The sequence below is a fragment of the Endozoicomonas sp. 2B-B genome (genome assembly GCF_053470045.1).
Map to the genome: position 1 here is coordinate 580,916 of NZ_JBLZMU010000001.1, position 15,483 is coordinate 596,398.

The 15,483-nt window shown below is 49.0% G+C and carries 8 protein-coding genes and 1 pseudogene; all 9 read left to right on the forward strand.

What is annotated here, in order from left to right; all coding sequences use genetic code 11:
* Positions 1–365: 365 nt before the first annotated feature.
* The 9 genes and pseudogenes from ACOMHB_RS02375 (at position 366) to ACOMHB_RS02415 (ending at position 15,468) form a co-directional block, all read left to right on the forward strand.
* Entirely contained in the window at positions 366–1,664 is a 1,299-nt protein-coding gene (locus ACOMHB_RS02375) for a C2H2-type zinc finger protein (RefSeq protein WP_448215346.1), read from the forward strand.
* A gap of 391 nt (positions 1,665–2,055) precedes the next feature.
* Positions 2,056–3,354, forward strand: coding sequence for a C2H2-type zinc finger protein (locus ACOMHB_RS02380; RefSeq protein ID WP_448215347.1), 1,299 nt, complete (start codon positions 2,056–2,058; stop codon positions 3,352–3,354).
* A 391-nt stretch (positions 3,355–3,745) separates the two neighbouring features.
* On the forward strand, positions 3,746–5,779 hold the full coding sequence (locus tag ACOMHB_RS02385) for a C2H2-type zinc finger protein (protein WP_448215348.1): 2,034 nt from the start codon (positions 3,746–3,748) through the stop codon (positions 5,777–5,779).
* 60 nt (positions 5,780–5,839) lie between these two features.
* Positions 5,840–8,116: a C2H2-type zinc finger protein gene (locus tag ACOMHB_RS02390; RefSeq protein WP_448215349.1), complete on the forward strand. Its 2,277-nt coding sequence runs from the start codon at positions 5,840–5,842 to the stop codon at positions 8,114–8,116.
* A 60-nt stretch (positions 8,117–8,176) separates the two neighbouring features.
* Positions 8,177–10,372 carry a C2H2-type zinc finger protein gene (locus ACOMHB_RS02395; RefSeq protein ID WP_448215350.1) on the forward strand — a complete coding sequence of 732 codons (2,196 nt, stop codon included), beginning with the start codon at positions 8,177–8,179 and terminating at the stop codon, positions 10,370–10,372.
* Between the two features lie 391 nt (positions 10,373–10,763).
* Positions 10,764–12,062 carry a C2H2-type zinc finger protein gene (locus ACOMHB_RS02400; RefSeq protein ID WP_448215351.1) on the forward strand — a complete coding sequence of 433 codons (1,299 nt, stop codon included), beginning with the start codon at positions 10,764–10,766 and terminating at the stop codon, positions 12,060–12,062.
* A gap of 31 nt (positions 12,063–12,093) precedes the next feature.
* Positions 12,094–12,195, forward strand: a pseudogene (locus ACOMHB_RS02405) (transposase); the annotation flags it as partial.
* A 257-nt stretch (positions 12,196–12,452) separates the two neighbouring features.
* Positions 12,453–13,904, forward strand: coding sequence for a C2H2-type zinc finger protein (locus ACOMHB_RS02410; protein ID WP_448218592.1), 1,452 nt, complete (start codon positions 12,453–12,455; stop codon positions 13,902–13,904).
* A gap of 145 nt (positions 13,905–14,049) precedes the next feature.
* Entirely contained in the window at positions 14,050–15,468 is a 1,419-nt protein-coding gene (locus ACOMHB_RS02415) for a uracil-xanthine permease family protein (RefSeq protein WP_422136394.1), read from the forward strand.
* Positions 15,469–15,483: the final 15 nt, after the last annotated feature.

Genomic DNA, 15,483 nt, shown 5'->3' on the forward strand with positions numbered 1-15,483 from the left:
GAAGGGCACTGCACACGTTTGGGTATGATCTGAAGTGCAATGCGCAGGTCTATCTGTCTATCACCAGAGGCGGTTAACCGATGACAAAAAGACATGGAAGGCAATAGAGCTTGCCAACATTGAAAAACTCCCAAACTTCCTATCGTCTATCCTCACTGCTCCTATCCCCTGAAAAAAAGGATAGAACCATTAAAAGTCTACTCTCGCACGTATTGGTCTTTTTGCCTTTCGTCTGCCCGGTTGAGCCACAGACTTATGGTTTTATCATTGAGGTTGATCAGAATGAGGCTTCAACAAGCCAGAGTTTTTCTATAAAAACTGAGCCGGGCCTATTAACTGCAATGCCAATGACTGATGGGAGGCTGATGCAAAACGAACCATCACACATGATCATCACTTTGATGTACGGAACGGGCGGCGATAACTATTCCCGGATAACAGAGTCAGAGGATCATGGTCAGTCATTCAATAGACATTCAGAAAAATCACATTATTTATACGACAACGACCATAATGATGAAAATTCGGGTCGGCCCACTGACTCCCGACATAGCTTTGACAAGAATTGCCATGAACAGCCCTGTTGTAATCAACAGAGAGTCTGTATCTACGCTCCTTCAAAAAGTACCCGGTGTCGTTCAACCACAGATGACTCTTTCGCTTGCGATGTCTATTTGCAAGCAGGCGATCAGGAATCTGGCCCGGTAAGCCATCCTGCTGAAGCACCGACAGTTGTCTCAGAAGCTTACAGCACAACCGGTGCGTCATTAAAATTAAAACCACCACCTGCGAAAAAACAAAGGAACGCAGGCTCCAAAAAATACCGATGTGATCACCCCGGCTGTGAAAAATCACTTAGCTCTCAAAACTCGTTGTGCAATCACAAAAGTCAATATCACACCGGAGAACGAACCTGCACTGATTGCCAGAAGTCCCTGCCAAACGCTTATGCCCTGACGGTTCACAAAAGAAAAGATCACACCGGAGAGAAAACCTGCCCTGAGTGCCAGAAGACCCTGCCAAACGCAAAAGCCCTGTCGGATCACAAAACTCGATATCACACCGGAAAGCAAACCTGCCCTGAGTGCCAGAAGACCCTGCCAAACGCAAGAGTCCTGTTGGCTCACAAAAGAAAAGATCACACCGGAGAGCAAACCTGCCTTGAGTGCCAGAAGACCCTGCCAAACGTTCAAGCTCTGTCGGAGCACAAAAGTCGATATCACAGAGGAGAGCAAACCTGCCATGAGTGTCAGAAGACTCTGCCAAACCCTCAAGTCCTTTCGGCTCACAAAAGAAAAGAACACACAGGAGAGCAAACTTGCCCTGAGTGCCAGAAGCTACTGCCAAACTCTCAAGCTCTGGTAAATCACAAAAGTCAATATCACAGTGGCGAGCAAACCTGCCCTGAGTGCCGGAAGACCCTGCCACACGCTCAAGCCCTGTCGACTCACAAAAGAAAAGAACACAGCGGAGAGCAAACCTGCCCTGAGTGCAAGAAGACCCTGGCAAGCGCTCAAGCCCTGTCGAATCACAAAAGTCGATATCACACCGGAGAGCAAACCTGCCCTGAGTGCCAGGCGCTACTGCCAAACAATCAGGCTCTGTCGAATCACAGAAGACAACACCGGAAACGAAAGCTTGAAGATGCAAAGTCAAGTGATTGATTTCTGCTTGTCACAGGCTCAGGAGGGAAAGGCACTGTACACGTTTGGGTATGATCTGAAGTGCAATGCTCACGTCTATCTGTCTACCACCAGCGGCGGTTAACTGATGAAAAAAAGACATGGAGGGCAATAGAGCTTGCCAACATTGTAAAGCCCTCAAACTTCTATCGTCTATCCTCACTGCTCCTATCCCCAGAGAACAAAGGATAGAACCATTAACAGTCTACTCTCGTACGTATTGGTCTTTTTGCCTTTCGTCTGCCCGGTTGTGCCACAGACTTATCGTTATATCGTTGAGGTTGATCAGAATCAGGCTTCGACAAGCCAGAGTTTTTCTGTAAAAACTGAGCCGGGCCTATTATCTGCAATGCCAATGACTGATGGGAGGCTGATGCAAAACGAACCTTCACACATGATCATCACTTTGATGTACGGAACGGGCGGCGGTAACTATTCCCGGGTAACAGAGTCAGAGGATCATGGCCAGTCATTCAATAGACATAGAGAAAAATCACATTATTTATACGACAACGACCATAATAATGAAAATTCGGGTCGGCCCACTGACTCCCGACATAGCTTTGACAAGAATTGCCATCAACAGCCCTGTTGTAATCAACAGAGAGTCTGTATCTACGCTCCTTCTAAAAGTACCCGGTGTCGTTCAACCTCAGATGACTCTTTCGCTTGCGATGTCTATTTGCAAACAGGCGATCAGGAATCTGGCCCGGTAAGCCATCCTGCTGAAGCACCGACAGTTGTCTCAGGAGCTGACAGCACAACCGATTCATCATTAAAATTAAATCCACCACCTGCGAAAAAACAAAAGAAGGCAGGCTTCAAAAAATACCGATGTGATCACCCCGGCTGTGAAAAATCACTTAGCTCACAAAACTCGTTGTGCAATCACAAAAGCCAATATCACACCGGAGAACGAACCTGCCTCAAGTGCCAGACGACCCTGCCAAACGCTCAAACCCTTTCGGATCATAGAAGAAAATATCACACCGGGGAACAAACCTGCCCTGAGTGCCAGAAGACCCTTCCAAGCGCTCAAGCCCTGTCGTATCACAAAAGCCGATATCACAGCGGAGAGCAAACCTGCCCTGAGTGCCAGAAGAACTTGTCACATGCTCGAGCCCTGACGGTTCACAAAAGTCAATATCACACCGGAGAACAAACCTGCCTTGAGTGCCAGAAGACTCTGCCAAACGCGAAAGCCCTTTCGGCTCACAGAACAAAATATCACACCAGAGAGCAAACCTGCCCTGAGTGCCAGAAGACCCTGGCAAGCGCTCAAGCCCTTTGGGTTCACAAAAGAAAAGATCACACCGGAGAGAAAACCTGCCCTGAGTGCCAGAAGACCCTGCCAAACGCTCAAGCCCTGTCGACTCACAAAAGAAAAGAACACACCGGGGAGCAAACCTGCTCTGATTGCCAGAAGACCCTGCCAAACACTCAAGCCCTGTGGGGTCATAAAAGAAAATACCACACCGGAGAACAAACCTGCCCTGAGTGCCAGAAGCTCCTGCCAAACTATCAAGCTCTGTCGGAGCACAAAAGTCGATATCACACCGGAGAGCAAACCTGCTCTGATTGCCAGAAGATCCTGCCAAACGTTCAAGCTCTGGTAAATCACAAAAGACAACACCGGAAACGAAAACTTGAAGATGCAAAGTCAAGTGATTGATTTCTGCTTGTCTCAGGGTTAAGGGAGAAAGGCACTGCACACGTTTGGGTATGATCTGAAGTGCAATGATCACGTCTATCTGTCTACCACCAGCGGCGGTTAACCGATGACAAAAAGACATGAAAGGCAATAGAACTTGCCAACATTGAAAAACTCCCAAACTTCCTATCGTCTATCCTCAGTGCTCCTATCCCCGGAAAAAAAGGATAGAACCATTAAAAGTCTACTCTCGCACGTATTGGTCTTTTTGCCTTTCGTCTGCCCGGTTGAGCCACAGACTTACGGTTTTATCGTTGAGGTTGATCAGAATGAGGCTTCGACAAGCCAGAGTTTTTCTATAAAAACTGAGCCGGGCTTATTAACTGCAATGCCAATGACTGATGGGAGGCTGATGCAAAACGAACCATCACACATGATCATCACTTTGATGTACGGAACGGGCGGCGGTAACTATTCACGGATAACAGAGTCAGAGGATCATGGTCAGTCGTTCAATAGACATTCAGAAAAATCACATTATTTATACGACAACGACCATAATGATGAAAATTCGGGTCGGCCCACTGACTCACGACATAGCTTTGACAAGAATTGCCATGAACAGCCCTGTTGTAATCAACAGAGAGTCTGTATCTACGCTCCTTCCAAAAGTACCCGGTGTCGTTCAACCTCAGATGACTCTTTCGCTTGCGATGTCTATTTGCAAACAGGCGATCAGGAATCTGGCTCGGAAAGCCATTCTGCTGAAAGTTTGACAGTCGTCTCAGGAGCTGACAGCACAACCTGTGCGTCATTAAAATTAAAATTAAAACCACCACCTGCGAAAAAACAAAGGAAGGCAGGCTCCAAAAAATACCGATGTGATCACCCCGGCTGTGAAAAATCACTTAGCTCTCAAAATTCGTTGTGCAATCACAAAAGCCAATATCACACCGGAGAACGAACCTGCCCTGATTGCCAAAAGCCCCTGCCAAACGCTCAAGCCCTGATGGTTCACAAAAGAAAAGATCACACCGGAGAGAAAACCTGCCCTGAGTGCCAGAAGACTCTGCCAAACGCTCAAGCCCTGGCGGTTCATAAAAGAAAAGAACACACCGGAGAGCAAAACTGCCCTGAGTGCCAGAAGACCTTGGCAAACAGTCTTGCCCTGTCGGCTCACAAAAGTCAATATCACACCGGAGAGAAAACCTGCCCTGAATGCCAGAAGACCCTGCCAAACACTCAAGCCCTGTGGGTTCACAAAAGAAAAGAACACACCGGAAAGCAAACCTGCCCTGGGTGCCAGAAGACCCTGCCAAACGCTCAAGCCCTGGCGGTTCACAAAAGAAGAGAACACACCGGAGAGCAAAACTGCCCTGAGTGCCAGAAGACCTTGGCAAACAGTCAGGCCCTGTCGGCTCACAAAAGTCAATATCACAGCGGAGAGAAAACCTGCCCTGAATGCCAGAAGACCCTACCAAACACTCAAGCCCTGTGGGATCATAAAAGAAAGTACCACACCGGAAAACAAACCTGCCCTGAGTGCCAGAAGATCTTGGCAAACAGTCAGGCTCTTTCGACTCACAAAAGTCAGTATCACACTGGAGAGAAAACCTGCCCTGAATGCCAGAAGGCCCTGCCAAACACTCAAGCCCTGTGGGATCATAAAAGAAAATACCACACAGGAGAACAAACCTGCCGTGAGTGCCAGAAGCCCCTGCCAAACGCTCAAGCTCTGTTGATTCACAGAAGAAAAGATCACAGCGGAGAGCGAACTTGCCCTGAGTGCCAGAAGACTCTGGCAAACACTCTAGCCCTCTCGAGTCACAAAAGAAAAGAACACACCGGAGAGCAAACCTGCCCTGAATGCCAGACGAGACTGCCACACGCTCAAGCCCTGTCGACTCACAAAAGAAAATATCACACCGTAGGGCGAACTTGCTCTGAGTGCCAGAAGCTCCTGCCAAACCATCAAGCTCTGTCGGAGCACAAAAGTCGATATCACAGTGGAGAGCAAACCTGCCATGAGTGTCAGAAGACTCTGCCAAACAATCAAGCCCTTTCGGTTCACAAAAGAAAAGAACACACCGGAGAGCAAACCTGCCCTGAGTGCCAGACGACCCTGCCACACGCCCAAGCCCTGTCGAATCATAGAAGAAAAGAACACAGCGGAGAGCAAACCTGTCTTGGATGCCAGAAGACCCTGCCAAACGTTCAAGCTCTGTCGGAGCACAAAAGTCGATATCACAGAGGAGAGCAAACCTGCCCTGAATGCCAGAAGACCCTGCCAAACGCTCAAGCCCTGTCGGATCACAAAAGAAAATATCACACCGGAGAGCAAACCTGCCCTGAGTGCCAGGCGCTACTGCCAAACAATCAGGCTCTGTCGAATCACAGAAGGCAACACCGGAAACGAAAGCTTGAGGATGCAAAGTCAAGTGATTGATTTCTGCTTGTCTCAGGGTTAAGAGGGAAAGGCACTGTACACGTTTGGGTATGATCTGAAGTGCAATGCTCACGTCTATCTGTCTATCACCAGCGGCGGTTAACCGATGACAAAAAGACATGGAAGGCCATAGAGCTTGCCAACATTGTAAAACTCCCAAAGTTCCTATCGTCTATCCTCACTGCTCCTATCCCCGGAAAAAAGGATAGAACCATTAAAAGTCTACTATCGCACGTATTGGCCTTTTTGCCTTTCGTCTGCCCGGTTGAGCCACAGACTTATGGTTTTATCGTTGAGGTTGATCAGAATGAGGCTTCGACAAGCCAGAGTTTTTCTATAAAAACTGAGCCGGGCCTATTAACTGCAATGCCAATGACTGATGGGAGGCTGATGCAAAACGAACCATCACACATGATCATCACTTTGATGTACGGAACGGGCGGCGGTAACTATTCCCGGGTAACAGAGTCAGAGGATCATGGTCAGTCATTCAATAGACATAGAGAAAAATCACATTATTTATACGACAACGACAATAATGATGAAAATTCGGGTCGGCCCACTGACTCACGACATAGCTTTGACAAGAATTGCCATGAACAGCCCTGTTGTAATCAACAGAGAGTCTGTATCTACGCTCCTTCCAAAAGTACCCGGTGTCGTTCAACCACAGATGATTCTTTCGCTTGCGATGTCTATTTGCAAGCAGGCGATCAGGAATCTGGCCCGGTAAGCCATCCTGCTGAAGCACCGACAGTTGTCTCAGAAGCTGACAGCACAACCGGTGCGTCATTAAAATTAAAACCACCACCTGCGAAAAAACAAAGGAAGGCAGGCTCCAAAAAATACCGATGTGATCACCCCGGCTGTGAAAAATCACTTAGCTCTCAAAACTCGTTGTGCAATCACAAAAGTCAATATCACACCGGAGAACGAACCTGCACTGATTGCCAGAAGTCCCTGCCAAACGCTTATGCCCTGACGGTTCACAAAAGAAAAGATCACACCGGAGAGAAAACCTGCCCTGAGTGCCAGAAGCCCCTGCCAAACGCTCAAGCCCTGGCGGTTCACAAAAGAAAAGAACACACCGGAGAGCAAAACTGCCCTGAGTGCCAGAAGACCCTGCCAAACGCTCAAGCCCTGTCGTATCACAAAAGTCGATATCACAGCGGAGAGAAAACCTGCCCTGAATGCCAGAAGACCCTGCCAAACACTCAAGCCCTGTGGGTTCACAAAAGAAAAGATCACACCGGAAAGCAAACCTGCCCTGGGTGCCAGAAGACCCTGCCAAACGCTCAAGCCCTGGCGGTTCACAAAAGAAAAGAACACACCGGAGAGCAAAACTGCCCTGAGTGCCAGAAGACCTTGGCAAACAGTCATGCCCTGTCGGCTCACAAAAGTCAATATCACAGCGGAGAGAAAACCTGCCCTGAATGCCAGAAGACCCTGCCAAACGCTCAAGCCCTGTGGGATCACAAAAGAAAAGATCACACCGGAAAGCAAACCTGCCCTGGGTGCCAGAAGACCCTGCCAAACGCTCAAGCCCTGGCGGCTCACAAAAGAAAAGATCACAGCGGAGAGAAAACATGCCCTGAGTGCCAGAAGACCTTGCCAAACGCGAAAGCCCTGTCAGTTCACAAAAGTCGATATCACACGGGAGAGCAAACCTGTCCTGAGTGCCAGAAGACCTTTGCAAACCTTCAGGCCCTGTCAGTTCACAAAAGAAAAGATCACACCGGAGAGCAAACCTGCTCTGAGTGCCAGAAGCCCCTGCCAAACGCTCAAGCCCTGTCGGCTCACAAAAGTCAATATCACACCGGAGAGCTAACCTGCCCTGAGTGCCAGAAGATCCTGCGAAATGCGAAAGCGCTGTCGGTTCACAAAAGGAAAGAACACACCGGAGAGCAAACCTGCCCTGAGTGCCAGAAGCCCCTGCCAAATGTCCAAGCCCTGTCGAATCACAAAAGAAAAGAACACACCGGAGAGCGAACCTGCCCTGAATGTCAGGAGACCTTGCCAAATACTCTAGCCCTGTCGAATCACAAAAGAAAAGATCACACCGGAAAGCAAACCTGCCCTGAGTGCCAGAAGACCCTGCCAAACGCTCAAGCCCTGTCGGTTCACAAAAGTCAATATCACACCGGAGAACAAACTTGCCTTGAGTGCCAGAAGACTCTGCCAAACGCGAAAGCCCTTTCGGCTCACAGAAGAAAATATCGCACCGGAGAACAAACCTGCCCTGATTGCCAGGCGCTACTGCCAAACAATCAGGCTCTGTCGAATCACAGAAGGCAACACCGGAAACGAAAGCTTGAAGATGCAAAGTCAAGTGATTGATTTCTGCTTGTCTCAGGGTTAAGAGGGAAAGGCACTGTACACGTTTGGGTATGATCTGAAGTGCAATGCTCACGTCTATCTGTCTACCACCAGCGGCGGTTAACCGATGACAAAAAGACATGGAAGGCCATAGAGCTTGCCAACATTGTAAAACTCCCAAAGTTCCTATCGTCTATCCTCACTGCTCCTATCACCGGAAAAAAGGATAGAACCATTAAAAGTCTACTCTCGCACGTATTGGCCTTTTTGCCTTTCGTCTGCCCGGTTGAGCCACAGACTTATGGTTTTATCGTTGAGGTTGATCAGAATGAGGCTTCAACAAGCCAGAGTTTTTCTATAAAAACTGAGCCGGGCTTATTAACTGCAATGCCAATGACTGATGGGAGGCTGATGCAAAACGAACCATCACACATGATCATCACTTTGATGTACGGAACGGGCGGCGGTAACTATTCCCGGATAACAGAGTCAGAGGATCATGGTCAGTCATTCAATAGACATAGAGAAAAATCACATTATTTATACGACAACAACAATAATGATGAAAATTCGGGTCGGCCCACTGACTCCCGACATAGCTTTGACAAGAATTGCCATGAACAGCCCTGTTGTAATCAACAGAGAGTCTGTATCTACGCTCCTTCCAAAAGTACCCGGTGTCGTTCAACCACAGATGATTCTTTCGCTTGCGATGTCTATTTGCAAGCAGGCGATCAGGAATCTGGCCCGGTAAGCCATCCTGCTGAAGGCCCGACAGTTGTTTCAGGAGCTGACAGCGCAACCGGTGCGTCATTAAAATTAAAACCATCACCTGCGAAAAAACAAAGGAAGGCAGGCTCCAAAAAATACCGATGTGATCACCCCGGCTGTGAAAAATCACTTAGCTCTCAAGCCTCGTTGAACAATCACAAAAGCCAATATCACACCGGAGAACGAACCTGCCCTGGTTGCCAGAAGCCCCTGCCAAACGCTTATGCCCTGACGGTTCACAAAAGAAAAGATCACACCGGAGAGAAAACCTGCCCTGATTGCCAGAAGCCCCTGCCAAACGCTTATGCCCTGACGGTTCACAAAAGAAAAGATCACACCGGAGAGAAAACCTGCACTGATTGCCAGAAGACCCTGGCAAACGCTCAAGCCCTGAGGGATCACAAAAGAAAAGTTCACACCGGAGAGCGAACCTGCCCTGAGTGCCAGAAAACCCTGTCAAACGCTCAAGCCCTGTTGGTTCACAAAAGAAAAGATCACACCGGAGAGCAAACCTGCCCTGAGTGCCAGAAGCCCCTGCCAAACGCTCAAGCCCTGGCGGTTCACAAAAGAAAAGAACACACCGGAGAGCAAAACTGCCCTGAGTGCCAGAAGACCTTGGCAAACAGTCAGGCCCTTTCGGCTCACAAAAGTCAATATCACACCGGAGAGAAAACCTGCCCTGAATGCCAGAAGACCCTGCCAAACACTCAAGCCCTGTGGGATCACAAAAGAAAAGAACACACCGGAGAGCGAACCTGCCCTGAATGTCAGGAGACCTTGCCAAATACTCTAGCCCTGTCGAATCACAAAAGAAAAGATCACAGCGGGGAGCAAACCTGCCCTGAGTGCCAGAGGACCCTGCCACATGCTCAAGCCCTGTCGGTTCACAAAAGTCGGTATCACAGCGGAGAACAAACCTGCTCTGAGTGCCAGACGACCTTCGCAAACATTCAGGTCCTGTCGGTTCACAAAAGCAAAGAGCACAGTGGAGAGAAAACCTGCCCTGAATGCCAGAAGACCTTACCAAACACTCAAGCCCTGTCGACTCACAAAAGAAAAGAACACACCGGAGAGCAAGTCTGCCCTGATTGCAAGAAGCCCCTGCCACACACTCAAGCCCTGTCGGATCACAAAAGAAAATATCACACCGGAGAACAAACCTGCTCTGAGTGCCACAAGACCCTGCCACACGCTCAAGCCCTGTCGGTTCACAAAAGTCAATATCACACCGGAGAGAAAACCTGCCCTGAGTGCCAGAAGACCCTGCCACACGCTCAAGCCCTGTCGGTTCACAAAAGAAAAAAGCACAGCGGAGAGCAAACCTGCCCTGAGTGCCAGAAGACTCTGCCGAACGCTCAACTCCTGTCGACTCACAAAAGAAAAGAACACACCAGGGAGCAAACCTGCTCTGATTGCCAGAAGATCCTGCCAAACGTTCAAGCTCTGGTAAATCACAAAAGACAACACCGGAAACGAAAGCTTGAAGATGCAAAGTCAAGTGATTGATTTCTGCTTGTCTCAGGGTTAAGAGGGAAAGGCACTGTACACGTTTGGGTATGATCTGAAGTGCAATGCGCAGGTCTATCTGTCTATCACCAGCGGCGGTTAACCGATGACAAAAAGACATGGAAGGCAATAGAGCCTGCCAACATTGAAAAACTCCCAAAGTTCCTATCGTCTATCCTCAGTGCTCCTATCCCCGGAAAAAAAGGATAGAACCATTAAAAGTCTACTCTCGCACGTATTTGCCTTTTTGCCTTTCGTCTGCCCGGTTGAGCCACAGACTTATGGTTTTATCGTTGAGGTTGATCAGAATGAGGCTTCGACAAGCCAGAGTTTTTCTATAAAAACTGAGCCGGGCCTATTAACTGCAATGCCAATGACTGATGGGAGGCTGATGCAAAACGAACCATCACACATGATCATCACTTTGATGTACGGAACGGGCGGCGATAACTATTCCCGGATAACAGAGTCAGAGGATCATGGTCAGTCATTCAATAGACATAGAGAAAAATCACATTATTTATACGACAACGACAATAATGATGGAAATTCGGGTCGGCCCACTGACTCCCGACATAGCTTTGACAAGAATTGCCATGAACAGCCCTGTTGTAATCAACAGAGAGTCTGTATCTACGCTTCTTCCACAAGTACCCGGTGTCGTTCAACCACAGATGACTCTTTCGCTTGCGATGTCTATTTGCAAGCAGGCGATCAGGAATCTGGCCCGGTAAGCCATCCTGCTGAAGCACCGACAGTTGTCTCAGGAGCTGACAGCACAACCGGTGCCTCATTAAAATTAAAACCACCACCTGCGAAAAAACAAAGGAAGGCAGGCTCCAAAAAATACCGATGTGATCACCCCGGCTGTGAAAAATCACTTAGCTCTCAAACCTCGTTGTACAATCACAAAAGCCAATATCACACCGGAGAACGAACCTGCCCTGATTGCCATAAGCCCCTGCCAAACGCTCAAGCCCTGACGGTTCACAAAAGAAAAGATCACACCGGAGAGAAAACCTGCCCTGAGTGCCAGAAGACCCTGTCAAATGCTCTAGCCTTGTCGGTTCACAAAAGTCAATATCACAGCGGAGAGAAAACTTGCCCTGAATGCCAGAAGACCCTGCCAAACACTCAAGCTCTGTGGGTTCACAAAAGAAAAGATCACACCGGAGAACGAACCTGCCCTGAGTGCCAGACGACCTTGCCACACGCTCAAGCCCTGTCGGTTCACAAAAGTCAATATCACACCGGAGAGAAAACCTGCCCTGAGTGCCAGAAGACCCTGCCAAACGCTCTAGCCCTGTCGAATCACAAAAGCCGATATCACAGCGGAGAGCAAACCTGCCCTGAATGCCAGAAGCCCCTGCCAAACGCTCTAGCCCTGTCGAATCACAAAAGCCGATATCACAGCGGAGGGCAAACCTGCCCTGAATGCCAGAAGCCCCTGCCAAACGCTCAAGCCTTGGCGGTTCACAAAAGAAAAGAACACACCGGAGAGCAAAACTGCCCTGAGTGCGAGAAGACCCTGCCACACGCCCAAGCCCTGTTGGCACACAAAAGAAAATATCACACCGGAGAACAAGCCTGCCCTGAATGCCAGGCGCTACTGCCAAACAATCAGGCTCTGTCGAATCACAGAAGGCTACACCGGAAACGAAAGCTTGAAGATGCAAAGTCAAGTGATTGATTTCTGCTTGTCACAGGCTCAGGAGGGAAGGGCACTGCACACGTTTGGGTATGATCTGAAGTGCAATGATCACGTCTATCTGTCTATCACCAGCGGCGGTTAACCGATGACAAAAAGACATGGGAGGCAATAGAGCTTGCCAACATTGAAAAGCTCCCAAAGTTCCTATCGTCTATCCTCACTGCTCCTATCCCCGGAAAAAAGGATAGAACCATTAAAAGTCTACTCTCGCACGTATTGGTCTTTTTGCCTTTCGTCTCCCCGGTTGAGCCACAGACTTATGGTTTTATCGTTGAGGTTGATCAGAATGGGGCTTCGACAAGCCAGAGTTTTTCTATAAAAACTGAGCCGGGCATATCAACTGGAATGCCAATGACTGGTTGGAGGCTGATGCAAAAACAGCCATCACATATGCTCAGCACAAACGGATATTCGGGGTCAGGCATGCTGCCCGATGACAAACCCTGTCGGCGAAACAAACTTCAGATTATCACTTTGATGGACGGGGCGGGCGGCGGTAACAATTCCCGGGCAATGGGGTCAGAGGATCATGCTCAGTCATTCAATAGACATTCAGAAAAACCGCATTATCTATACGACAACGACCATAATGATGAAAATTCGGGGCAGCCCACAGACTCCCGACATAGCCTTGACGAAAATTGCCATGAACAGCCCTGTTGTAATCAACAGGGAGTCTGTATCTTTGCTCCTTCCACAAGTACCCGGTGTCGTTCAATCTCAGATGACTCTTTCGCTTGCGATGTCTATTTGCAAACAGGCGATCAGGAATCTGGCCCGGTTAGCCATCCTGCTGAAGCATCGACAGTTGTCTCAGAAGCTGACAGCAGAACTGGTTCATCATTAAAATTAAATCCACCACCTGCGGAAAAACAAAGGAAGGCAGGCTCCAAAAAATACCGATGTGATCACCCTGGCTGTGAGAAATCATTTAGCTCTCAAGCCTCATTGCGCACTCACAAAAGTCAATATCACACCGGAGAGCGAAGCTGCCTTGAGTGCCAGAAGTCCTTGCCAAATGCTCAAGCCCTGTCGCATCACAAAAGAAAATATCACACCGGAGAACAAACCTGCCCTGAGTGCCAGAAGATCCTGGCAAACGCTCAAGCCCTGTCGTCTCACAGAAGAAGAGATCACACCGGAGAGAAAACCTGCCCTGAGTGCCAGAAGCCCCTTCCAAACGCTTATGCCCTGGCGGTTCACAAAAGAAAACATCACACGGGAAAGCAAACCTGCCCTGAGTGCCAGAAGCCCCTTCCAAACGCTTATGCCCTGGCGGCTCACAAAAGTCAATATCACACGGGAAAGCAAACCTGCCCTGAGTGCCAGAAGACTTTTGCAAACGGTAAGGCCCTGTCGGCTCACAAAAGTCAATATCACACTGGAGAGAAAACCTGCCCTGAATGCAAGAAGCCCCTGCCAAACGCTCAAGCCCTGGCGTTTCACAAAAAAAAAGATCACACTGGAGAGCAAACCTGCCCTGAGTGCCTGGAGACTCTGCCAAACGCTCAAGCCCTGTGGGTTCACAAAAGAAAAGATCACACCGGAAAGCAAACCTGCCCTGGGTGCCAGAAGACCCTGGCAAACGCCCAAGCCCTGTCGGTTCACAAAAGTCTATATCACAGCGGAGAACAAACCTGCCCTGAGTGCCAGAAGATCCTGCCAAACGCGAAAGTCTTGTCGGTTCACAAAAGGAAAGATCACACCAGAGTGCAAACTTGCCCTGAGTGCCAGAAGCTCCTGCCAAACCCTCAAGCTCTGTCGAATCACAAAAGACAACACCGGAAACGAAAGCTTGATGATGCAAAGTCAAGTGATTGATTTCTGCTTGTCACAGGCCCAGGTGGGAAAGGCTAGCACCTGGCAGGCTGGTTGCGCTGGTATAGTACCCCAAAAAAAATTGAATAATTGGTCAAGGAATTGCAGTACTCACTCTGTATAAAAAAAATAGACGGCAGGAGTATGCATGAATAGCCAGACTCATAATCCCGACCTCATCCACCAATTAAACGACAAACCACCATTATTTCGAGCTTTTTTCAGTGCCCTGCAGCATATGATAGCCAGCTTTGTGGGGGTTGTGACACCGACCCTGGTCATCGGTGGGGTGTTGGGTTTGGGAGAGCATATTCCTTACCTGATCAGTATGGCGCTGATCGCCTCAGGGATAGGTACCTTTATCCAGGCCAGACGGTTTGGTCCCCTGGGGTCTGGTTTGTTGAGTATTCAGGGAACCAGTTTTGCGTTTTTGAGCTCCCTTATTGCTGCCGGTTTTGTGGTTAAGAGTCGGGGAGGCAGCAGTGAAGAGATTATTGCACTGATGACGGGTCTTTGTTTTTTCGGGGCATTTATCGAGATTGTCCTGAGCCGCTTTTTCCATAAGCTGCGCAAGATTATTACGCCAACCATTACCGGAATTGTTATTTCACTGATTGGTCTCAGCCTGATTAAGGTAGCTGTGACCGATATGGCCGGTGGCTTCAATGCGCCTGATTTTGGTGCGCTGAGCAACCTTGCAGTGAGCATCACCGTGTTAGCGACTGTGATCTTTTTTAATCGCAGTTCTCGTCCCATGGTGCGTCTCTCGGCGATCTTCCTTGGCTTGCTGGTGGGCAGCCTGATAACACTTTATACCGGTAAAATGACTCTGCAGGGATTGTCGGACTCGGTTTTATTTACTGCTCCGGTGCCTTTTAAATATGGAATGACCTTCGATTGGGAGCTATTCATTCCGATTGCTCTCATTTATGTCATAACGACCATTGAATCTACCGGTGACCTGACTGCGACAGCAAAACTTTCGGGTGAACCTATTGAGGGTGATGGATACGTTGAGCGTATTCGTGGCGGTATTTTGGCTGATGGCGTGAACTCTCTGACCGCAGCTTGCCTGAACAGCTTTCCAACGACGACGTTTAGCCAGAACAATGGTGTGATTCAAATGACCGGTGTCGCCAGCCGGTTTGTTGGCTATATCATTGCCGGTTTGTTTTTAGTGATGGGACTTTTCCCGATACTCGGGGCCATCCTGATGCTGGTTCCCAAGCCTGTGCTGGGTGGGGCTACATTGGTTATGTTTGGCACGGTGGCCGCTTCAGGTATTCGCATCCTGGCTTCAGGATCACTTGATCGTCGACAGGTAATGATCATTGCTGTGTCCATGGGTATGGGGCTGGGCGTCACTATTGTGCCCGGGGTGCTGAGCCAGATGCCGGAACTGGTCAAAAACATTTTCAGCTCGGCGATTACCACCGGAGGTCTGACCGCTATTTTGCTGACACTGGTTTTGCCTGAAGATTCCGGGCCTGAATCCAGCGATCAGAGAAAAGTGGTGAAAAATATTAATGCATCTTCGGGAGCCATCAAAGAAGAAACCACTTCCTGATTATTTCCGTCATAC

Excerpts from the sequence above, each read along its gene's own strand:
- ACOMHB_RS02380 (WP_448215347.1), top strand. The coding sequence starts at position 2,056 with ATGCAAAACGAACCTTCACACATGATCATCACTTTGATGTACGGAACG.
- ACOMHB_RS02400 (WP_448215351.1), top strand. The coding sequence starts at position 10,764 with ATGCAAAACGAACCATCACACATGATCATCACTTTGATGTACGGAACG.
- ACOMHB_RS02415 (WP_422136394.1), top strand. The coding sequence starts at position 14,050 with ATGAATAGCCAGACTCATAATCCCGACCTCATCCACCAATTAAACGAC.
- ACOMHB_RS02375 (WP_448215346.1), top strand. The coding sequence starts at position 366 with ATGCAAAACGAACCATCACACATGATCATCACTTTGATGTACGGAACG.
- ACOMHB_RS02410 (WP_448218592.1), top strand. The coding sequence starts at position 12,453 with ATGCAAAAACAGCCATCACATATGCTCAGCACAAACGGATATTCGGGG.
- ACOMHB_RS02385 (WP_448215348.1), top strand. The coding sequence starts at position 3,746 with ATGCAAAACGAACCATCACACATGATCATCACTTTGATGTACGGAACG.